Annotated in this window: 19 protein-coding genes and 1 tRNA gene; 6 read left to right on the forward strand and 14 right to left on the reverse strand. The window is 58.2% G+C overall.

Translation table 11 applies throughout. From position 1 onward, the window contains the following. Positions 1 to 19: 19 nt before the first annotated feature. The 3 genes from DXT96_RS14665 to DXT96_RS14675 form a co-directional block, all read right to left on the reverse strand. On the reverse strand, positions 20 to 1012 hold the full coding sequence (locus tag DXT96_RS14665; RefSeq protein ID WP_149898219.1) for a BMP family protein: 993 nt from the start codon (positions 1010 to 1012) through the stop codon (positions 20 to 22). 214 nt (positions 1013 to 1226) lie between these two features. Next, positions 1227 to 1877, reverse strand: a complete 651-nt coding sequence (gene msrA, locus DXT96_RS14670) for a peptide-methionine (S)-S-oxide reductase MsrA (RefSeq protein WP_149898218.1) — start codon at positions 1875 to 1877, stop codon at positions 1227 to 1229. A gap of 77 nt (positions 1878 to 1954) precedes the next feature. Next, a complete protein-coding gene (locus DXT96_RS14675; RefSeq protein WP_153515317.1) occupies positions 1955 to 2272 on the reverse strand; it encodes a hypothetical protein in 318 nt (105 codons plus the stop codon). 220 nt (positions 2273 to 2492) lie between these two features. On the opposite strand from DXT96_RS14675, the gene DXT96_RS14680 reads away from it, so the two are divergent. The 3 genes from DXT96_RS14680 (at position 2493) to dnaJ (ending at position 6012) form a co-directional block, all read left to right on the forward strand. Beyond that, positions 2493 to 2582 (forward strand) — tRNA-Ser (locus tag DXT96_RS14680). Positions 2583 to 2889: 307 nt separating this feature from the next. Continuing rightward, entirely contained in the window at positions 2890 to 4791 is a 1902-nt protein-coding gene (dnaK, locus tag DXT96_RS14685; protein WP_149898216.1) for a molecular chaperone DnaK, read from the forward strand. A 90-nt stretch (positions 4792 to 4881) separates the two neighbouring features. Then, positions 4882 to 6012 carry a molecular chaperone DnaJ gene (gene dnaJ, locus DXT96_RS14690; protein WP_153515318.1) on the forward strand — a complete coding sequence of 377 codons (1131 nt, stop codon included), beginning with the start codon at positions 4882 to 4884 and terminating at the stop codon, positions 6010 to 6012. 67 nt (positions 6013 to 6079) lie between these two features. On the opposite strand, the gene DXT96_RS14695 is transcribed toward dnaJ, so the two are convergent. From DXT96_RS14695 to polA, 10 genes are all read right to left on the reverse strand, one after another. Further along, complete coding sequence (locus DXT96_RS14695; RefSeq protein ID WP_153515319.1) at positions 6080 to 6631, reverse strand: DUF924 family protein; 552 nt, start codon at positions 6629 to 6631, stop codon at positions 6080 to 6082. A 13-nt stretch (positions 6632 to 6644) separates the two neighbouring features. Then, on the reverse strand, positions 6645 to 6857 hold the full coding sequence (locus DXT96_RS14700) for a SlyX family protein (RefSeq protein WP_013635242.1): 213 nt from the start codon (positions 6855 to 6857) through the stop codon (positions 6645 to 6647). Between the two features lie 148 nt (positions 6858 to 7005). After that, the gene (locus tag DXT96_RS14705) at positions 7006 to 8511 is read right to left on the reverse strand and encodes a tripartite tricarboxylate transporter permease (protein ID WP_006309942.1); all 1506 of its coding nucleotides are present in this window, start codon (positions 8509 to 8511) and stop codon (positions 7006 to 7008) included. A 9-nt stretch (positions 8512 to 8520) separates the two neighbouring features. Then, positions 8521 to 8982 (reverse strand): tripartite tricarboxylate transporter TctB family protein, encoded by a 462-nt coding sequence (locus DXT96_RS14710; protein ID WP_153515320.1) that lies wholly within the window; start codon positions 8980 to 8982, stop codon positions 8521 to 8523. A 99-nt stretch (positions 8983 to 9081) separates the two neighbouring features. Further along, positions 9082 to 10065, reverse strand: a complete 984-nt coding sequence (locus DXT96_RS14715; RefSeq protein WP_153515321.1) for a tripartite tricarboxylate transporter substrate-binding protein — start codon at positions 10063 to 10065, stop codon at positions 9082 to 9084. 197 nt (positions 10066 to 10262) lie between these two features. Next, on the reverse strand, positions 10263 to 11609 hold the full coding sequence (locus DXT96_RS14720) for a sigma-54 dependent transcriptional regulator (protein ID WP_149898211.1): 1347 nt from the start codon (positions 11607 to 11609) through the stop codon (positions 10263 to 10265). Further along, positions 11606 to 13432: an ATP-binding protein gene (locus tag DXT96_RS14725; protein WP_371418868.1), complete on the reverse strand. Its 1827-nt coding sequence runs from the start codon at positions 13430 to 13432 to the stop codon at positions 11606 to 11608. Before DXT96_RS14725 ends, DXT96_RS14720 begins: the two co-directional genes overlap by 4 nt. Before the next feature lie 160 nt (positions 13433 to 13592). Next, positions 13593 to 13778: a 50S ribosomal protein L32 gene (gene rpmF, locus DXT96_RS14730; RefSeq protein ID WP_003507205.1), complete on the reverse strand. Its 186-nt coding sequence runs from the start codon at positions 13776 to 13778 to the stop codon at positions 13593 to 13595. 192 nt (positions 13779 to 13970) lie between these two features. After that, positions 13971 to 14690: a DUF1868 domain-containing protein gene (locus tag DXT96_RS14735; protein ID WP_153515322.1), complete on the reverse strand. Its 720-nt coding sequence runs from the start codon at positions 14688 to 14690 to the stop codon at positions 13971 to 13973. Positions 14691 to 14766: 76 nt separating this feature from the next. Continuing rightward, on the reverse strand, positions 14767 to 17766 hold the full coding sequence (gene polA / locus DXT96_RS14740) for a DNA polymerase I (RefSeq protein ID WP_153515323.1): 3000 nt from the start codon (positions 17764 to 17766) through the stop codon (positions 14767 to 14769). Positions 17767 to 18180: 414 nt separating this feature from the next. On the opposite strand from polA, the gene DXT96_RS14745 reads away from it, so the two are divergent. Together DXT96_RS14745 and DXT96_RS14750 are read left to right on the forward strand one after the other, a co-directional pair. Continuing rightward, on the forward strand, positions 18181 to 18615 hold the full coding sequence (locus DXT96_RS14745) for a MarR family winged helix-turn-helix transcriptional regulator (RefSeq protein WP_153515324.1): 435 nt from the start codon (positions 18181 to 18183) through the stop codon (positions 18613 to 18615). Positions 18616 to 18855: 240 nt separating this feature from the next. Next, on the forward strand, positions 18856 to 20247 hold the full coding sequence (locus tag DXT96_RS14750) for a dipeptidase (protein ID WP_153515325.1): 1392 nt from the start codon (positions 18856 to 18858) through the stop codon (positions 20245 to 20247). 408 nt (positions 20248 to 20655) lie between these two features. On the opposite strand, the gene DXT96_RS14760 is transcribed toward DXT96_RS14750, so the two are convergent. Further along, positions 20656 to 20865: a cold-shock protein gene (locus DXT96_RS14760; RefSeq protein WP_153515326.1), complete on the reverse strand. Its 210-nt coding sequence runs from the start codon at positions 20863 to 20865 to the stop codon at positions 20656 to 20658. 477 nt (positions 20866 to 21342) lie between these two features. Here DXT96_RS14760 and DXT96_RS14770 point away from each other — a divergent pair, with 477 nt between their 5' ends. After that, complete coding sequence (locus DXT96_RS14770) at positions 21343 to 21801, forward strand: YbaK/EbsC family protein (RefSeq protein WP_153515327.1); 459 nt, start codon at positions 21343 to 21345, stop codon at positions 21799 to 21801. The last annotated feature ends 56 nt before the right edge of the window (positions 21802 to 21857 follow it).

Here is a 21857-nt window from a genome sequence, read left to right on the forward strand (position 1 = left end):
GCCCCAGTTGCATATCATATCATTTCGGGCAGGAATTGTCCGCCATATAGTCGTGGACCTTGACTGCGCCGGAGATAATGTCGGCCTTCGCCTTGTCCACGGCGGCAATCATCTCAGGCGTGATCAGCGCCTTGTTGTTGTCGTCCAAAGCATAGGCCACGCCGTCTTCCTTGACGCCGAGCGCCACGATACCGGGGGTGAACTTATCGTCCTTGGTATCCTTATAGGCATTATAGACGGCCAGATCGACACGCTTGACCATGGATGTCAGAACGGAACCCGGATGCAGGTGGTTCTGGTTGGAATCGACGCCGATCGAGAACTTCTTGTTGTCGGCGGCGGTCTGCAGCACACCGATACCGGTCGCACCGGCTGCCGCGTAGATCACGTCCGCACCCTGGTCGATCTGGTTTTTGGTGAGTTCGCCGCCGCGCACCGGATCGTTCCAGGCAGCACCCGTGGTGCCGGTCATGTTCTGGAAGACTTCGATCTTGTCGTTGGCCGCCTTGGCGCCCTGTGCATAACCACAGGCGAATTTACGGATCAGCGGAATATCCATACCGCCGATGAAGCCGACCTTGCCGGTCTTGGAAGCCATTCCCGCCAGAAGACCGACGAGGTAGGAACCTTCATGCTCCTTGTAGACGACGGAGCGGACATTCGGCAGCTCGACAACGGAATCGACAATCACGAATTTGGTGTCTGGGAATTCGGCTGCAACCTTTTCCATGGCCGAGGTCCAAGCGAAGGACACGGCGATGACGGGGTTGAAGCCCTTGCTGGCGAAGTTGCGGATGGCCTGTTCACCCTGCGTGTCGCTGGTCGGCTCAAAGTCACGGTACTCGATGCCCGTTTCCGCCTTGAACTTTTCAGCGCCGGCCGCAGCGGCTTCATTGAACGACTTGTCGAACTTGCCGCCCGTGCCATAGACCAGCGCCGGCTTGACATCCGCAGCGAGCGCAGAAGCCGACATTGCGGCAAGCGCAAAAAGCGTCAGAAGGGATTTTTTCATTGTGCAGCCCTGTTGTTGCAATTGATATTATAAGGGTCCTCCCGCAAACCCGTTTACCGGGAATGTCTGCGGAACCGCCAGCCGTTATACCGGCTGTGCTTGCCTCATATCCTTGCATGGCTCAATGAAAAATTCATCCGGTTTTTTTGACCCGGTGGAAAAACTTTTATCTGGCGCTTTTTTGGTCTTTCCACCGGGTCAATCTGCAAAAAATCTAGTCGATATTGCAACTTACGCCGGTTCCGCGCAGGCCGCAGTAACCACCCGGGTTCTTGGCAAGATATTGCTGATGATAGTCCTCAGCATAATAAAATGTTTCAAGCGGCCCGATTTCGGTGGTAATGGCCCGGCCATGGCCTGCCGCCTCCAGAGCCTGCTGAAAAGCGTCGCGCGCCTTTTGCGCCTGCTGCAGCTGGCCTTCGGTCGTTGCATAAATGGTCGAACGATAGGTCGTACCCACATCGTTGCCCTGCCGCATCCCCTGGGTCGGATCATGCTCCTCGAAGAATATCCTGAGCAGGCCCGACAAAGAGATCACAGCCGGATCATAGACGACCTTGACGACTTCAGCATGGCCTGTCTGGCCGGTCGTCGTCTCCTGATAGGTCGGATTCTCGGTAAAGCCGCCGGCATAACCCACCGCCGTTACCCACACGCCCGGCGTCTGCCAGAACAACCGTTCCGCGCCCCAGAAACAACCCATACCGAGATAGATGATTTCCAGACCGTCGGGATAAGGCCCCTTCAACGGCCGACCATTGACGAAATGGTTCTCCGGCACGACAAGCGCCTCTTCACGACCCGGCAAAGCAGTCTCTTCGGTCGGCATCGTCGTCTTTTTTGAAAGCGTATCGAACAGGAACATCGGGACCTCCGTGCGGCCAATATCGCCGCTTCTCATGGTTCACATCTGCGGGCGCCAACGTCGTTCAGGCTGACAAATCAGACCGGCAAGCGCCTCATCACCTTGTGCTTCCTGTAACCGGCCATCCAGCAAAGCAGCGACAGGACGAGGAAAAAAGCAAATGCGGGCAGCGCCGACAGCGCATTTTCAATGAAGCGCCACGCTTCAGGGTGAATATAGTGACCCACGGCGGCTTCCACCATGGTGCGCGAGGCAGGAAGAAAATAATTCCAGACGGACAGGATGCCGGTAATATTGACCGAGGATGTGGAAACCGAGCGGATCGAATCAAGCACACCCAGAAAAACCGCCGCGAGAAGGAGAAGAAAGCTCAAAAACCGCAAAAAAGCTTTCATCGGGACACCTCGGTTATGGTCCGCCTCTTCAACGAACATGTTTTGAAACATATAGTGCATCGATAAAGGTGGTAAAACCCGTTTGCAACCGCATCTAAATGCAGGAAATTGCCGACATTTCAAAAAACTGTCAGATTCGTGTTGATCCCTGCGAATTCATCGGTATATATCGCGCCGTTCCAGTGATTTGCATTCTTCAAAACATGCAGATTTGAAAAAAGGACAGGTGGCCGAGTGGTTTAAGGCGCACGCCTGGAACGCGTGTGTGCGTGAAAGCGTACCGTGGGTTCGAATCCCACCCTGTCCGCCATTTCACCTCATCTTTAGCCGCCGGCGTTGCTCCAAGCCATTACCGGATCTATCTTCAGGATATCCGGCCACGCGTAACGTCAAAGTCGCGTTTTCCCGCTTCCGCAAGCGTTGACGCCTATGCTTCTGCACATACTGAGGTTTCCTGCGCTTTTTGCTGCGCTTCCCCCTCTCTTGCGCCTTGCAGCAGGAAAAATCGCTCCTTATATACGCCGCAGAACTGCAGCGAATGTTGCAAATCCAAGTCAAGGAGTTGCCACAAGAATGCCTCACGGGGTTCCGGCAGCTCGCTTCAAGGAGAGAAGAGCATGGCAAAAGTAATCGGTATCGACCTTGGCACGACCAATTCCTGCGTCGCAGTGATGGACGGCAAGGACATCAAAGTCATTGAAAACGCGGAAGGCGCACGCACCACGCCGTCCATGGTGGCATTTTCCGACGATGGCGAACGCCTTGTCGGCCAGCCGGCCAAGCGGCAGGCGGTCACCAACCCGACCAACACCCTGTTTGCGGTCAAGCGCCTCATCGGTCGTCGTTACGAAGACCCGACCGTCGAAAAGGACAAGCACCTCGTCCCCTTCGAAATCGTCAATGGCGACAATGGCGACGCATGGGTGAAGGCACAGGACAAGAATTATTCCCCTTCGCAAATTTCCGCGATGATCCTTCAGAAGATGAAGGAAACGGCTGAATCCTATCTCGGCGAGAAGGTCGAGAAGGCCGTCATCACCGTTCCGGCCTACTTCAACGACGCCCAGCGCCAGGCAACCAAGGATGCGGGCCGCATCGCCGGTCTTGATGTTCTGCGTATCATCAACGAGCCGACTGCTGCCGCACTCGCCTACGGTCTCGACAAGAAGGACGGCAAGACGATTGCCGTTTACGACCTTGGCGGCGGCACCTTCGATATTTCCGTTCTGGAAATCGGCGACGGCGTCTTCGAAGTGAAATCGACGAACGGCGACACTTTCCTCGGCGGTGAAGACTTCGACATGCGTCTGGTCGAATATCTGGCCGGCGAGTTCAAGAAGGATCAGGGCATTGACCTGAAGGGCGACAAGCTGGCTCTGCAGCGCCTCAAGGAAGCTGCCGAAAAGGCGAAGATCGAACTTTCGTCTTCGCAGCAGACCGAAATCAACCTGCCGTTCATCACGGCTGACGCCACCGGTCCGAAGCATCTGACGCTGAAGCTGACCCGCGCCAAGTTCGAAAGCCTGGTTGACGATCTGGTGCAGCGCACCGTTGCACCGTGCAAGGCTGCGCTCAAGGATGCCGGCGTTACCGCAGCCGAGATCGACGAAGTCGTTCTGGTTGGCGGCATGAGCCGCATGCCGAAGGTGCAGGAAGTCGTCAAGCAGCTGTTCGGCAAGGAGCCGCACAAGGGCGTGAACCCTGATGAAGTGGTTGCCATGGGCGCCGCCATTCAGGCGGGCGTTCTGCAGGGCGATGTCAAGGACGTTCTGTTGCTTGATGTGACCCCGCTGTCGCTCGGCATCGAAACGCTGGGTGGCGTCTTCACCCGTCTGATCGATCGCAACACGACGATCCCGACGAAGAAGAGCCAGACCTTCTCGACCGCCGAAGACAGCCAGTCGGCCGTGACCATCCGCGTTTCGCAGGGCGAGCGTGAAATGGCGCAGGATAACAAGCTGCTCGGCCAGTTCGACCTCGTCGGCCTGCCGCCATCGCCGCGCGGCGTTCCGCAGATCGAAGTGACCTTCGACATCGACGCCAACGGCATCGTGCAGGTTTCCGCCAAGGACAAGGGCACCGGCAAAGAGCAGCAGATCCGCATCCAGGCCTCCGGTGGTCTGTCCGACGCCGACATCGAGAAGATGGTCAAGGACGCCGAAGCCAATGCCGAAGCAGACAAGAAGCGTCGCGCCGGTGTAGAAGCCAAGAACCAGGCCGAAAGCCTTATCCACTCCACCGAGAAGTCGGTGAAGGAATATGGCGACAAGGTTTCCGAGACCGACCGTAAGGCCATCGAAGACGCCATTGCCAGCCTGAAGACATCGGTTGAGGCTTCCGAGCCTGACGCCGATGACATTCAGGCGAAGACCCAGACCCTCATGGAAGTGTCCATGAAGCTCGGGCAGGCGATCTACGAAGCGCAGCAGGCCGAAGCCGGCGATGCTGGCGAAGACGGTAAGGACGACGTCGTCGACGCCGACTATGAGGAAATCAAGGACGACAAGAAGTCCGCCTAATCGCGTGACTTCTAGTCTCCTGTCTATATATGCAAGACATCCGGCTGCCGACGTGCAGCCGGAAATCCATTTGCGAGGCTTGTTATCTTAATGGCGAAAGCAGACTTTTACGAAACACTTGGCGTCAGCAAGACCGCGGACGAAAAAGAGCTGAAAAGCGCCTTCCGCAAACTCGCGATGAAATACCATCCGGACAAAAACCCTGATGATGCCGATTCCGAAGGGAAGTTCAAGGAAATCAACGAAGCCTATGAAACGCTGAAGGATCCGCAGAAGCGCGCGGCCTATGACCGTTTCGGCCACGCCGCGTTTGAAAATGGCGGCATGGGCGGCGGTGGCGGTGGCGGCGGTTTCGCCAATGGCGGCTTCTCCGATATCTTCGAAGACATCTTCGGCGAGATGATGGGCGGTGGACGGGCGCGCCGCTCTTCGGGCGGGCGGGAGCGCGGGGCCGACCTTCGCTACAATATGGAAATCACGCTGGAGGAAGCCTTCGCCGGCAAGACGGCGCAGATCAGGGTTCCGACATCGATCACCTGCGACGTCTGTTCCGGCTCTGGCGCCAAACCCGGCACGCAGCCCAAGACCTGCGGCACCTGCCAGGGTTCCGGCCGTGTGCGCGCGGCACAGGGCTTCTTTTCGGTGGAGCGCACCTGCCCCACCTGCCACGGACGCGGACAGACGATTTCCGATCCCTGCGGCAAGTGCCACGGTCAGGGCCGCGTGACGGAAGAGCGTTCGCTTTCGGTCAACATTCCCTCGGGCATTGAGGACGGCACCCGCATTCGCCTGCAGGGCGAAGGCGAAGCCGGCATGCGTGGCGGCCCGGCGGGCGATCTTTATATCTTCCTGTCTGTGCGACCGCATGAGTTCTTCCAGCGCGACGGTGCCGACCTTTATTGCTCCGTGCCGATTTCGATGACGACGGCAGCGCTTGGCGGCACCTTTGATGTCACGACGCTCGACGGTACGAAGTCACGCGTCACGGTTCCGGAAGGCACCCAGCCGGGCAAGCAGTTCCGTCTGAAGGGCAAGGGCATGCCGGTGCTGCGTTCGGCGCAGACCGGTGATCTCTATATCCAGATCCAGATCGAGACGCCGCAGAAGCTCAGCAAGCGTCAGCGCGAGCTGTTGCAGGAATTCGAACAGCTCTCCTCCAAGGAGAACAATCCGGAATCAACCGGCTTCTTTGCCCGGATGAAAGAATTCTTCGACGGCTGATTGCCACCGATTACGTCCATTAATAACGCCGCCATCCTTCGGGACTGGCGGCGTTTTCATTTCGCGCTCAGCCGGAAAAGCCGCCTTCCTCCAGATATTGCAGTTCTTCCGGCGTCGTCTCCCGCAGCAATATGTCATTGCGATGCGGAAAGCGGCCGAATTGCTCGACGATATCGCGATGTTCTTCGGCATGATGGAGATAAAGCCCGCCAAGCGGCTGATTGAGGTCGCAGGCACGCCGCTGGGCCGCGATATCCTCCGCATGGGAAAAAGGCAGGTAGAAGAAAACGCGCAAATCCTCACTCACCGCCTGATCGTGGCCACGGCGGATGGCCTCATCGGCGAACAGGCGTGCCAGCGGATCGGTGGCATACATATGGGCGGTGCCGCGAAAGCAATTGCGCGGGAACTGATCCAGCAGAAGCATCAGCGCAAGACTGCTTTCCGCACCCGCGAGCCAGCCGTCCAGCTCGCGCCTTGCGGCAGCGAAATGGGCGTCGCGAAAACGGTCATGAAAGTGATTGTCGAAGGCGGCGTCCTTGTCGAACCATTTGTCCGGGCCGGCCTTTTTCCAGAAATTGGTGATTTCGGCGGCAAGTGCGGCTGTGTCGTTTTTCATCGGGTACTCCCTGTCAGTAATGCGGTGGCCGGGTGATGGCAGGCGCATCCAGCGATTGCTCCTCGAGGCTCAGGAACCTTTCCGTCAACCGGTCGAGCTTGGCGCGCGTCTGCTCCACCACCTTCCACTGTTCCGTCAGCTGGTCGGACAGTTCCTCGATGGTCTTTGCCTGATGCGCGATCGTTTCCTCGAGCGCAATGATCCGTTTTTCGGTTTCCGACGTCATATCGACCTCTCTTTCCCGCCCTTCCTTGGGCTTAAAAGCGCGTGAGTCAACCATATGTCGCTTTCGTGAAGCGAATTCGTTCCGATCGATCCAAACACAAAAAAACCGGCGATGTTTCCATCGCCGGCTTATGACGTTTTGATATTGCTCAGTCTTCTTCCACGAAAACCTCTTCACGCTTCTTCTTCACGCTGGGCAGGAAGACGATGATCAGCACGGCCAGAGCAATGAAAAGCAGGGTGGCGCTGATCGGGCGGGTGACGAAGGTGGTCGGATCGCCGCGCGACAGGATCATGGCGCGGCGCAGGTTTTCTTCCAGCAGAGGCCCAAGCACAAAGCCCAGAAGCAGCGGGGCCGGCTCGCAGCGCAGTTTCACCAACACGTAACCGATGAAACCGAAGAAGGCGACGGCGTAAAGATCAAAGACGTTGGAATTGACGCTGTAGACCCCGATGGCGCAGAAGGCCATGATGATGGGGAACAGCACATAATAGGGCACCGTCAGCAGCTTCACCCACAGCCCGATCAGCGGCAGGTTAAGGATGACGAGCATCAGGTTGCCGATCCACATGGAGGCGATGATGCCCCAGAACAGCGCCGGCTGTTCGGTCGCTACGTTTGGACCCGGCACGATGCCCTGAATGATCATCGCGCCGATCATCAGCGCCATGACCGGGTTGGCCGGAATGCCGAGCGTCAGCAGCGGGATGAAGGAGGTCTGCGCGCCGGCGTTATTGGCCGATTCCGGACCGGCAACACCGGCCACCGCGCCATGCCCGAATTCTTCCGGGTTCTTGGAGACGCGTTTTTCCACCGTGTAGGAGGCAAAAGCCGCAAGGATCGCTCCGCCACCCGGCAGGATGCCGAGAGCCGAACCGATGGCCGTGCCGCGCAGCACCGGGCCGATCATGGCCTTGAAATCTTCCTTCGACGGCATCAGGCTGCTGACCTTGGCGATCAGCACCGACCGGGTGCGTTCGTTCTCGAGATTGCGCAGGATTTCCGCGATACCGAAGACGCCCACAGCAACCGCCACGAAATTGAGCCCGTCGGCATATTCGCGGATGCCGAGGGTGAAGCGCGGCGTGCCGCTGTAGATATCCGTGCCGACCAGACCGAGCAACAGGCCGAGCACGACCATAGCCAGCGCCTTGACGATGGAGCCATGGGCAAGCGCTATGGACGAGACAAGGCCGACGACCATCAGCGAGAAATATTCAGCGGCACCGAATTCCAGCGCGATCGCCGTCAAAGGCGGTGCGAAGATCGCCACCAGGAAGGTGGAAACCGTACCCGCGAAAAACGAGCCGATGGCGGCGATTGCAAGTGCAGCACCAGCCTTGCCCTTGCGCGCCATCTGGTAACCATCGATGGCGGTGACGGCGGAGGAGGACTCCCCCGGCATGTTGATGAGGATGGCTGTGGTGGAACCGCCATATTGCGCGCCGTAATAAATGCCGGCGAGCATGATCAGCGACGACACGGGCTCAAGCTGAAAGGTGATCGGCAGCAGCATGGCGATGGTCGCCGTTGCGCCGATGCCCGGCAACACGCCGATGAGGGTGCCGAGCAGCACGCCGATCAGGCAGAAAAAAAGGTTTGCCAGCGACGAAGCGGTGACGAAACCGAGAGCGAGATTATTAAGCAAATCCATCGGGGCGCCTCAAAATTTAAGCCAGGGGCCGAAGCGCTGGAACGGCAGGCCGAGACCATAATTGAACACAGCAACGGAAAAGACCGTGATGGCGGCGGAAATTACGACGGCCATCAGTGGGCTCATCTTGTGCGAGGCGAAGGCTGCGATAAGCGCGCTGAAAAACAGTGCCGGGACAAAACCCAGGCCCCGCACCGTGAAGCCGAAAAAGATCGGCGCGGGCAGAATGAAAAAAATCCCTCGCCAGGCGATGGCCCCGATGACATCACCCTGCACGCGGGTGGCGCGAAAGAATATGACGCTGCCCAGCAGGATCAGCACGATGGCCAGCACAAGCGGAAAATACCCCGGCCCCATGCGAAATGTGGTTCCTAAATCCAGCCCGAAAGACTGCAGCGCGAAAAAAGCGCCAAAACCGATGAATATCGCCCCGCAGGCTGCTTCGGCAGGGTCAATGAAAAACGACTTCATGAAAGATGCCCCTCCACTGCGGCCGGTAACACACCGTTCCGCGCGTTAAAATGATAGCAGGAAACCGGCGGCAAGGTGCCGCCGGTCACGTCCTGATCATCAGTCGGCATATTGGCCGGCGGTTTCGATCACCGGCTTCCAGCGGGCGATTTCGCTTTCGAGCTTGGCCTTGAGTGCCGCCGGCGTCGCATCGCTTTCAGAAGAAGGCGTCGTGCCGAGTTCGGCAAAACGAGCCGCGACGTTCTTGTCCTTCAGCGCGACCTGCAGCGACTTGGAGAGCTTTTCGTTGATTTCGGCAGGCGTGCCCTTCGGCGTATAGATGCCGTGCCAGATGCCAACTTCGAGTTTCGGCAGACCTTCTTCGGCGACCGTCGGCACGTTCGGAAGCACGTCGAGCCGCTTGGCCGAGGTCACGGCATAGGCTTTCACGGTTCCGCCCTGGATCTGCTTGGTGGTGTTGGTGGTCTGGTCACACATGATATCCACCTGGCCGCCGAGCAGGTCGGTCATGGCCGGGCCGGTGCCCTTGTAAGGGACGGTGACGAGCGGTGTTTCGATGGCGCTCATGAACAGCATGCCGCAGAGGTGCGAGGCGGCACCGATGCCGGCATTGGCAACGGTCACCTTGTCCTTGTTCGCCTTGGCATAGTCGATCAAACCCTTAAGGTCCTTGGTCTCGAGGGTCTTGCGCGACAGGATGGTCATCGGCACTTCGGTGACCAGACCGACATATTCGAATGCGTTTGTCGTATCATAAGCGAGCTTGCGATAGAGCGTGGCGCTCGTCGCCATGCCGATATGGTGCAAGAGAACGGTGTAACCGTCCGGGTCCGCCGCCGCCACGCGGCCAGCGCCGAGCGTGCCGCCCGCGCCGCCGACATTTTCGACGATGATCTGCTGACCGAGATCCTTCGACATGGATTCGGCAACAAGGCGCGCAACCGTATCCGTCGGGCCACCGGCAGCAAAAGGCACGACCATGGTGATGTTACGCTCGGGATAATTCTGAGCGGATGCGGATAGCGCAAAAAGGGATACGGCAGCGGCGGCAGCAAGGCCGGTGACTGTCTTCAGTATTTTCATCGATTCCTCCCGGATGAAAATTTTCGCCACTTCAGCCGCGCATACTCCTCTATGGCGGCCGGGGTGAGCTATTTGCGATCCGGGATTGTCGTTCAGCAACGGCGGTCTTGCCGAGAGATGCGCTTTTATCGCCGTCACAAACGGTAATGGGTGGATTTCTACCCATAGGGGTTCATCCGTGGGTGGAAATCCACCCATCACACCTCTGTCATATGCCGGTGCAGCTCGTATTTCTGCATTTTTTCGTAAAGCGTTTTGCGGGAAATGCCGAGGCTCTCATAGACGGATTTCAGATTGCCGCCATGGACGGCTATCGCGCGCGCAATCAGGCTTTTTTCATAGGCTGCGACCCTCGTGGCAAGCCCTTCCCTGCCATCATCCTGAAACGGCGGCGAGGCTTCGGAAGCATCGCTTTCCAGGCCAAGGACGAAGCGGTCCGCCGCATTGCGCAGTTCACGCACGTTACCGGGCCACTCGCGAAGGGAAACGACTGAGAGCAGTTGTTGCGGCACGTCCATGTCCTCCCGCCCGTAACGGGCGGCAGCCTCCCGCACCAGATGCAGGAACAGCAGCGGTATATCGGCGCTGCGCTGCGACAGGGAGGGCACGAGGATTGTCGCGACGTTCAGGCGATAAAGAAGATCGGCGCGGAACCGGCCTGCGGCAACTTCCTGTTCCAGATCGACCTTGCTGGTGGCGATGAAACGGACGTCGAGTTCAACGGTTTCATTGGAGCCGAGGCGGGTAATCACCCGCTCCTGCAAAACACGCAGAAACCGGCCCTGCAATTCGAACGGCATGGAGCCGATCTCATCCAACAGGATCGTGCCGCCGCGGGCATGCTCGAACTTACCGTAGCGCGGGCGCAGCGCACCCGGAAAAGCACCGGCCTCATGGCCAAAGAGTTCGCTTTCGATCAGCGTCTGCGGAAGGGCGGCGCAATTGATCGCCACGAAGGGCCGGTTGGCTCTGGCGCTGATATCATGCAGCGCCCGCGCCACCACCTCCTTGCCCGCCCCGGTATCGCCGACGATCAGCGTATCGGCATCCGTTGCGCCGATGGCGCGGATACGATACCGCAGATCGACCATGACCTGGGTTCGGCCGGGCAGACGCGTTTCGAGATCGTCATGTTTGCCCGCAACCGCCTTCAGGCGGCGGTTTTCCAGTACCAGCGCGCGTCGATCATTGGCCCTTTTGATGATCCCGGCGAGATATTGCGGCGTGAATGGCTTTTCGATGAAATCATAGGCGCCGTTGCGCATGGCGTTGACAGCCAATTGCACATCGCCATGGCCCGTCATAAGGATCACAGGTATTTCCGCATCAAGCTCCCGCACCTTCTGCAGCAGCGTCATGCCATCCATGCCGGGCATGCGGATATCGCTGACCACGACCCCATCAAAGCTGTAACCGATGAGTTCGAGCGCATGTTCGGCGCTCGCCAGCATGGTGACGGCGAAACCGGAAAGCTCCAGCGCCTGTGCGGTGGAAAAGCGCAACTCCTCCTCGTCATCGATCAACAGAACCCGCGACATGGTCATTCCGCAGCCGCCTCCATACGCCAGGCGGCTGCCGGCAATTCGATCTCGAATTCCGCCCCGCCCTCTTCATGGTTTCGGACACGCAACTGGCCGCCGAAATCCTTGATGATGTTGTAGGAGATGGAAAGGCCAAGGCCGAGGCCGCGCCCTACCCCCTTGGTGGTGAAGAAGGGATCGAAGATGCGTTCGGAAATCGCCGGCGGCACGCCGGGGCCACGGTCGCGAATGAAGATCGACACCGTCTGGTCATGCTGCACAGCCTTGAGGGCAATGCGGCGATCCTCTCGCCCTTCCACGGCATCGGCGGCATTGGAAATGATGTTGACGAGTACCTGCTGCAGCCGCACTGAGCCTGCCTTCACCGCAAGCGGCACCGGGCCGAGATCGACCTCCAGCACCGCATTGGCGGCATTCAGCCGCGCACCGACGATTTCCAGCGTATCGCGAAGCACGGCCTCCAGACCGACCGCCGCCATTTTTTCGTTGGGCTTGCGGGCGAAATTTCTCAGGTGTTTGCTGATGGACGCCATGCGATCGATGAGGCCCGAAATGCGTCTGAGATTTTCCGTCACGTCGTCCAGACGCCCGCGCTCCACCAGAAGCGAGGCGTTTTCCGCATAGTTCTTGGCAGCAGCAAGCGGCTGGTTGAACTCATGCGACAGCGCGGCCGACATCTGACCGAGTGCGGCAAGCTTGCCCGCCTGCACCAGATCATTCTGCATCTTGCGCAATTGTTTCTCGGTCTGGCGGCGTTCGGCGATCTCGTGCTTGATCTCCTGGTTGACCCGCGCCAGATCAGCCGTGCGCTCCTCCACCCGGCGCTCCAGTTCCGCCTGCGCCTCCGCCTGATGGGTCAGTCGCTCACGCAGACGCCGCCGTCTCTGTAGCATGGCGGCAATGAGGGCAGCAGCGAGGCACAGACAAAGGATGATCGCGATCATCGCCGTCTTGACCTGTGTTCTGACTGAACCCGTATCCATCAGCACGCTGACAGTCCAGCCGGCATCCGCCATCGGCTGCGACAGGACCATATATTCCCTCTCACCGTCATTCTGGGCGATCGTCATCAGTTGATGGGAGCCGAAATTGCCGTTTTTCAGCGGCAGTTCCTTCAAGCCGGCGTTTGCGTAACGGCGCGATGTCTCCGTGCGCGCCAACCTTTCAGGGGTCAGCGGCATCAGGCCGGAATAAAGCCATTGCGGCGTTCCGGTCATGAAGATGATGCCTTCCGGATCGGAGACCAGAATACGGTTTTCACCATCACCGAAGGAGGCCTCTATGCCTTCAATATCGACCTTGAAGACGATGACGCCCTTGATCTCCTGATTAAAGAGGATCGGCGCAGAAAAATAATAGCCGCGTTTGTGAGAGGTGGTGCCGAGCGCGAAGAAGCGTGACTTGAAGCCTTTGGCCGCATCCTGAAAATAGGGACGATAGCTGAAATTCTCGCCGACGAAGCTCGTGGGTCCATCATAGTTGCTGGCCGCGATAGTCTCGCCATCCAGCGTGATGATGTAGATATCGGAGGATTCCAGCAGGGTGTTGATGGATTTGAGGTAGACATTGGCACGCTGGCGCAGCGTCTCATCCTTCGGATGCGCAACCAGCTCTTCAATGTCGTCGTGGTCAGCAATCAAAGCCGGCAGCGGCTCATAACGGCTCAAAAGCCCGCCGAGGGCCGAGACGGCCAGCCGCAGAGTGGTGCGGCCCTGATCGGAGACTTCGCCGAAATAGCTTTCCGCGATGATGCCGCCGCCCCTTGTAACGGCGCCATAACCGAGGCCGAGGCTGAGAAATATCAGCAAAATCCAGCGATATTTCACCGAAGCTCCTCTCCCACATCAGGCTCCCGCTAACTCCCACAGAGAGTGTAAGAGGTGTTATCTTATTTTCCAAGTGACCCGCCTTTGACTGACGCCACCTTCAGAAAACAAAAAACCGGCCACGAGGGCCGGTTTTTTGCAAATAAGATTTCAGAAAAGCTTATGCGCTTTCCTTCGGCGTCAGAACCTGACGGCCGCGATACATACCGGTCTTCAGATCGATATGGTGCGGACGGCGCAGTTCGCCGGAGTTCTTGTCTTCAACGTAGGTTGCAGACTTGAGACCATCAGCCGAGCGACGCATGCCGCGCTTGGACGGGCTTGTTTTTCTTTTAGGTACAGCCATTTTTGTTACTCCACTTTAGCGGCGAAACAACGTAACCGGCCAGAACCAAAGGCCGAATGTCGGGTGTCTCGATATCGGAAATTTGGCGCGCTTATACATGCCCAAACGGGCTTTGACCAGCCCTGACACGCATTTTTTCCGATTCAGCGGAATTGGTGCGAAGGGCCGCCGTCAGGCGTAGCAAATCGTGCCTCACCTCTTATCGAAAACAACAAGCTCCTTGAAGTGGTTCATATCCTTGAATTCACAGAAAGCCGGTGGGCGCATCTCAATGACCGGCGCTGCCGCCCGCAGTTCTTCCAGTTCTTCATCAAGCATCGCCTGCCAGCGCTGCAGGCATTCCGGATCGAACCAGCGTGTGACGTAAGACAGCGTAATGTGGAACTCATAACTTTCATGGTTGGGATGCCGGTAACCGAAGGCTTGGGCAAATGCATCCCGCCACAATGCAACGATCCGGTCGTCTTCGGCTGTAACACCCTGCATCACCAGCCCTGTGGGCTTGAGGCCAGTCACCTGCATGTTGAAAACCGGAAGGGCGGGAAAGGCCGAAAGACGGTCGCGATAATGGTCCGTCATCGTGTCGATCGGCGTATCGAGCGGCATGTTCTCCGGCCAATAGGGCAGCGCGCGCCGGAACTCGATGATGCCCTGAAATACCGTCATATGCAGGCTGGAAACCGGCGTGAAGGCAAGCTGCGATGCCTCGGGCATATCCAGGAAACGCTGGCGCGTCTTGATGATAGCGCTTTCGCTCTGCGATGCTTCGAGCAAATGGCAAACTACCGTATTGCCCGGCTCGGGCAGAAATTCGCCATCCAAATTATAACGGCTACCGAGATGGCGCGGTGGCTTATCGTGGCTGTTGGCGGAGAAATATTCCAGATCTTTTGAGACGAGCGGGGCGTGCATCGGGGACTCCTTGTGGGAGGTTTCCCCTAGTCCCCGCACGCAACAAATCAATGACATTGACCGATCAGATGGCCGGTCAATGCGCCTCGTCCCAATTCTCCGCAGCACGCGCATCCACCTGCAACGGCACCTTCATGGAAATTGCAGGCATCGCGGCATTCTCCATCACCGAGACGACGACGGGCAGGGTCTTTTCGATTTCCGCTTCTTCGACTTCGAAGATGAGTTCGTCATGCACCTGCAAGAGCATGCGGGCGGAGAGCTTTTGCTCTTCCAGTACCGGCTCGATACGGACCATCGCACGGCGAATGATATCGGCGGCAGAACCCTGGATCGGGGCATTGATGGCCGCACGTTCGTTGAAGGCTTTCACCGAAGGATTGGAGGAGCGGATTTCCGGATAATGCGCGCGGCGGCCGAAAATCGTTTCGACATAGCCGTTTTCGCGGGCGAAAGCTTTGGTCGCTTCCATGTAATCGCGAATGCCGGGGAAACGCTCGAAATATTTCTTGATATATTCACCGGCTTCCGAACGGGCGATGCTCAGCTGGTTGGCGAGACCGAAAGCGGAAATGCCATAGATGATACCGAAGTTGATGGCCTTGGCGCGGCGGCGCACTTCCGAGGGCATGCCCTCCACCGGCACGCCGAACATTTCCGATGCGGTCATCGCATGGATGTCGATGCCGTTTTCGAAGGCGTTGCGCAGCTGCGGAATATCGGCGACATGGGCCAGCACGCGCAGCTCGATCTGGCTGTAGTCAGCGGACAGTAGCTTGTGGCCGAGCGTGGAGATGAAGGCCGTGCGGATTTTGCGGCCTTCGGCTGTGCGCACCGGGATGTTCTGAAGATTAGGCTCCGAGGATGACAGACGCCCCGTCGTGGTCGACGCGAGCGCGTAGGAGGTGTGCACGCGTTTCGTTTCAGGATGGATATATCCCGGCAGCGCATCCGTATAGGTCGATTTCAGCTTGGTCAGCTGCCGCCAGTCAACAATCTTGCGCGGTAGTTCGGCACCTTCCGCCGCCAGATCTTCCAGGACCTGCGCCGATGTCGACCATTGGCCGGTCTTGGTTTTCGAGCCACCGGGCAAGCCCATCCGGCCAAACAGAATATCACCAAGCTGCTTTGGTGATCCGATATTAAAGCGTTCGCCCGCCAGCTGGTAGACTTCCTCTTCGAAGGCCCCCGCTTTCTGCGCCAGTTCACCGGAAAGACGCGACAGGATCTGTCGGTCCACCGTGATGCCTCGCTCCTCCATATGCGCGAGGACCGGCACCAAAGGGCGCTCCAACCGCTCGTAGACGCTGGTGAGGCGAGCTGCGGCAAGCTGCGGCTTCAGCACCATCCAGAGGCGCAGGGTGACATCCGCGTCTTCCGCTGCATACGCCGTCGCCTTGTCGATGTCGACGAAATCAAAGGTGATGCTCGACTTGCCCGAACCTGCCACGTCCTTGTAAGCAATAGGTGTGTGGCCCAGCCAGCGTTCAGACAGCGAATCCATGCCATGCGTGGCCTTGCCGGCCTCAAGAACATAAGAAATCAGCATCGTATCGTCGAAGCTCTGCATGACGACGCCATGGCGTTTCATCAGCAGATAGTCATATTTGAGGTTCTGGGCGATTTTCAGAACCGCCGGGTCCTCAAGGAGGTTTTTCAAACGCGCCAGCGCCTCGGCAAACGGCACCTGCCCTTCGGCAAGCTTGATACCATCGCTGAAAAGATCACCGCCGGAACCGGTCTTGTGCGTCAAGGGAACATAGGCAGCGCGGATATCGGTGCCCGAGGCGTCCTTGCCATTATCGGCAATGGCCAGCGAAAACCCGACGAGTTCCGCCTGCATCGGATCGAGCGAGGTCGTTTCGGTGTCGAATGCGACGACGCCGGTCTCACGGGCCGCAGCAACCCAGCGGTCCAGTTCTGCAAGGTCTCTGATCGTCGTATAAGCGGTCGTATCGATTTTGGCGGCTGAAAAAAGCGCCTGGCGCGCGGCGGTGAGGTCGGCAGGCGCGCTGCCTTCCCCGGTCAGCTTTCTCGCCGGAGCAGCGGGCGAAGCCGAGGCGGCAGTTGCGCCAGCGGCTACGTCACCCGCCGTAACGGCGGCAGCGGGCGCATCGAGATCAGGACCATGGGCATCGGCGCCCCATTGCACCGGCACATTGGCGGGGTCGATGGCAGAGGCGTCGCTGTCGGTCGCTTCGGCAACGCGGCGGGTCAGCGTCGTGAATTCCATCGCCTTCAGGAAAGCGATGAGCTTCGGGCCGTTCTGCGGTTCGAGCACCAGTGCCTCGAGAGACTGCTCCAGCGGCACATCGGTCCTGAGCGCCACGAGTTGTCTGGAAAGACGGGCAAGATCGGCGTTGGCGATGATGTTTTCCCGACGCTTCTGCTGCTTGATTTCGCCCGCCCGTTCCAGCAACGTATCGAGATCGCCATATTCCTCCAGCAATTGCGCCGCCGTCTTCGGCCCGATGCCGGGAATGCCGGGAACATTATCGGTGGAATCGCCAGTCATCGCCTGAAGATCGATCATCTTTTCCGGGCCGACGCCCCATTTTTCGATGACATCAGGAACGCCGATCTGCTTGTCCTTCATGGCGTCGTACATATGCACATTGGCCGTGACGAGCTGCATCAGATCCTTGTCGGAAGAGATGATGGTGACGTCAGCGCCGATCGCCTCCGCCTGCCGGGCGTAAGTGGCGATGATATCGTCCGCCTCGAAACCTTCCGTCTCGATGCAGGGAAGGTTGAAGGCGCGCGTCGCCTCGCGGATCAGGCCAAACTGCGGAACCAGATCTTCCGGCGGTGCAGAACGGTTGGCCTTGTAGAGATCATAAAGCTCGTTGCGAAATGTTTTCGACGAATAGTCGAAAATCACGGCGAAATGCGTGGGCGTGACGCCGACATCGGTGTTGCGCGCATCCTTCAACAGCTTCCACAACATGTTGCAGAAGCCGGAGACGGCGTTGACCGGCAGCCCGTCCGACTTGCGGTTCAGCGGCGGAATGGCATGGAAGGCCCGGAAAATGAAACCGGAACCGTCAACGAGGAAGAGATGATCGCCTTTTTTCATGGCGATATGGATAGCGCGGGGCCGTTTTGGCGTCCACCGAAACTTCGCACAACACACCGCAAAGCACTGGAAACGAGGCGGCGCGAATCGGCCGGAAAATTCACCTGAACGTTACCGATTTGTAATCAGCCCTTCCCTTGAAAAGCCGCATTTGCAAACACATTTCATAAGGGACGGCGCCTGATCACGCCGTAGTCTGATTGCTGGCTCGTCCCCCGCCGCATCAGACCGGACAAAGGCCTTTCCCCCTCTCCGGGCCTTTGTCCTCCAATATGACCGCCATGGCCGATCCCTCCCGGCCATGGCGGTTTTATTTTGTGCCGGCCGCCGGGCTGGCATAAACATATCATACGATATATATCGCGCTATCGAATTGCCGGAATGTGCCGGCGGAAATGCTCTACGGACGGAAGAATGGGATTTTCCCGGGACGAATCGGCAATTTATCTCGCTACGAAAATGGCGCGGGAATTCACCATGGCGCTGCAAAAAAGAGCCGCTGCCCTGGGTTTTTCCCCCGGGCAATTCCCCATTCTCATCGAGCTATGGCATGAGGAAGGCCTGACGCAGCGGCAATTGCTTGATAGAATCGACGTCGAACAGGCAACGCTTGCCAATACCCTCTCACGTATGGAGCGTGACGGGCTGATCATCCGCAAGTCTCATCCCAGCGACCGCCGCGCCCAGATCATCGAACTGACCCAGCGCGGCAGGGATCTGGAGGCGAATGCCATTGCAGCGTCCGAGGCCACCGAAGACACGCTGCTTAAGGATTTCCGTCGTTTCGAAAGACAGCTCCTGCTGGAATATATGCGCCGGGCGATCGAAAGCGCGAAAAAAGCGAAATAGCATTTGCACCTTGAAACCGCTGCTTATTGCTCCGCGACCCGTCATTGCTGAGGGCTCCGGGTTTTGTTGATGCGTAATTTCGGATGTAAAACCGCTTCGCAGTTTTCCTGAACTGCTCTATCGTTCCGGCGGCTGCACGTTTGGCGATTCACGACACGTCAGCCCCTTGTTCCCACGCGATGCGCGATGCCCGGATGCCTCGTCCATCGCCGGGTCACGACAGACATGACAGGATCAGCGATGACAGACGTTTCCCCCATTCTTTCCACCGCCGACGACAATCTCACATCCAGCCTCGAGCGGCTGTTCGAACTGGTGCGCATTCCGTCGATTTCCACGGATCCGGCCTATAAGGCGGAGTGCCGCAAGGCGGCGGAATGGCTGGTCAGAACGCTCTCCTCACTGGGATTTGAGGCTTCCATTCGCGATACGGCCGGTCATCCGATGGTGGTGGCGCATCACGATGCAGCCACCAAAGACGCACCACATGTGCTTTTTTACGGCCACTACGATGTGCAGCCCGTTGATCCGCTCAATCTCTGGGAAAACGACCCGTTTGAGCCGACCGTGAAAGATATCGGTGCCGGTCGTCAGGTGATTACCGGACGCGGAACGGCTGACGATAAGGGCCAGCTGATGACCTTCGTGGAAGCCTGCCGGGCTTACAAGGGCGTCAATGGCGGCCTGCCGGTGCGCGTCACCATTCTCTTTGAGGGCGAAGAGGAATCCGGCTCACCCTCGCTGAAGCCGTTCCTCGAAGCCAATGCGGATGAGCTGAAGGCCGATTATGCGCTGGTCTGCGATACCGGCATGTGGGACCGCGATACGCCCGCCATCGCAGCTGCGCTGCGCGGCCTCGTCGGTGAAGAAATCGTCATCACTGCAGCCGACCGCGATCTGCATTCGGGTCTTTTCGGGGGTGCGGCCGCAAATCCGATCCACATTCTGACGGATATTTTGGCTGGCCTGCATGACGAGACCGGCCGCGTCACGCTTTCCGGCTTTTATGACGGCGTGGAGGAAACTCCTGCCAACATCAAGGCCTCCTGGGAGACGCTGGGGCGCACGGCGGAAGCCTTCCTCGGTGAGGTCGGCCTTTCGGTTCCCTCAGGCGAAAAGGGCCGCACCGTGCTGGAGCAGACCTGGGCGCGGCCGACGGCGGAAGTCAACGGCATCATCGGCGGCTATACCGGCGACGGCTTCAAAACCGTAATCGCCGCAAAAGCTTCCGCCAAGGTGTCTTTCCGTCTGGTTGGCGAACAAAACCCAGCGACCATTCGTGAGAACTTCCGGGCTTATGTGCGCTCGAAAATCCCGGCGGATTGCTCGGTGGAGTTTCATGAGCATGGCGCATCGCCGGCCATCCAGCTTTCCTATGATTCACCCGTACTGACCAAGGCTAAAAACGCGCTTTCGGACGAGTGGCCAAAGCCCGCGGTCGTCATCGGCATGGGCGGCTCGATCCCGATCGTCGGTGATTTCCAGAAGATGCTGGGCATGGATTCGCTGCTTGTCGGCTTCGGCCTTACCGACGACCGCATTCATTCGCCCAATGAAAAATACGACCTGCAGTCCTTCCACAAGGGCATCCGCTCCTGGGTCCGCATTCTCGACGCGCTGGCGGCGAAATAATCAAAAAAAGAGGAGGCGTCGGCTACCCGGCTCCTCCCCCCTTTTGTTTGGTGCTCAAAAACAAAAAGGCCGGGGCAAGCCCGACCTTTCCATCCGTTTTCGTCAATGCCAGTACATCCGTGGTCAAAGCGTTCAACGGTCTGATGCTTCAGAGCGCGTCGATCATGTCGACGCTGCTTTCACGATCAGGATCAGCTGTTTCGGTTAATCTTTGGTTAACACGACAACAACGGCACTATTAAAATGCCCGCCTGACAGTTTTCATCCGAAACACTGTTGAACGCTATATTGGTATGCGATCCGTTCTTTTCAAGGCCGGCCCGTTCAGGACCATCCTTCAAAAGAAAAAGGCCGGAAGAATCCGGCCTTTCCATTCATGTCAGTGGCCCGTGGGGGCCAGAGCGCTTATCAGGAAACGACGAGATCGCTTGCGGACATCTTGCCCGAGCGGCGATCCTGCATCAGCTCGTAGGAGAGCTTCTGACCGTCGTTGAGGGCGGTCAGACCAGCGCGCTCAACAGCGGAGATGTGCACGAATACGTCCTGCGAACCGTCGTCAGGCTGAATGAAGCCGTAGCCCTTGGTTGCGTTGAACCACTTTACTGTACCAGTCGCCATAACGATTTCCTTCCGTTGGCAAATTGTATTTGCACTGCAGGCAGTGCGGTCTTGGGTCGAATTTGAAGGAAAGATCGTCGTGTGCACCCGAAAAGGCGCCGAAGCTCTGGTCGTCAAACAAATATCGATGCGCGAACACCTAGGTTGGCAAGGGCTAAAAGTCAAGTTTCTTTGAAAACAGCGTGATCTTTGTGAAGCACGAGCACACCGAAGCCGCTGAAAACAGGGCCTGAAACAGCAAAAACCCGGCGCGGGAGGAGGTGCGCCGGGTTCTTGAAACTGACTGACAATTGGGAGGAGGAGTATTGTCAGTCCAATCGGGCGACGCTGGGAGGAGGAGTGCGTCGCTTCGATGGTTTGAACATACAGGATATCAGCTCAAAAAACAGACACTTCATCGCAGCGCAGCATTGCATAAAATGCATAGCTATCTCCTGGTGTCTTGAAGCTCGCTCGGTTACCGCCTAATAAATACGCATGACTATCGAATCCGTGAGAGCCTTCTTCACCGAGAAATTGCCGGAAGTGACCGTTATCGAAACGGAGGCCAGTTCGGCAACCGTCGCGCTGGCCGCCGAAGCACATGGCGTCGCCCCCGACCAGATCGCCAAAACTATATGCCTGAAGGCTGGCGACACCATTCTTCTCGTCGTCGCCGCGGGTACGAAGCGGCTCGATAACCGGAAATTCCGCGATCATTTCGGCACCAAGCCGCGCATGCTGGGGCCGGAAGAGGTCGTTGCGGTGACCAGCCATCCCGTCGGCGGCGTATGCCCTTTCGGGCTGCCCTCACCTCTTCCGGTGTTTTGCGACATATCGCTGAAAAATTATGATGAAGTGGTGCCGGCGGCCGGCGCCACCAATGCGGCGGTGCGGATTTCGCCCGATGCCATGGCTGAATTGACGGGAGCGAAATGGGTCGACGTCTGCCAATGACGGCGATTTGATCCCGTCTGAACTTAACCCCGCCTTAAATTGCCGCATTTAAACTC

Origin of the sequence: Agrobacterium sp. ICMP 6402 (assembly GCF_009498615.1) — a bacterium.
Lineage (GTDB): Bacteria > Pseudomonadota > Alphaproteobacteria > Rhizobiales > Rhizobiaceae > Agrobacterium > Agrobacterium burrii.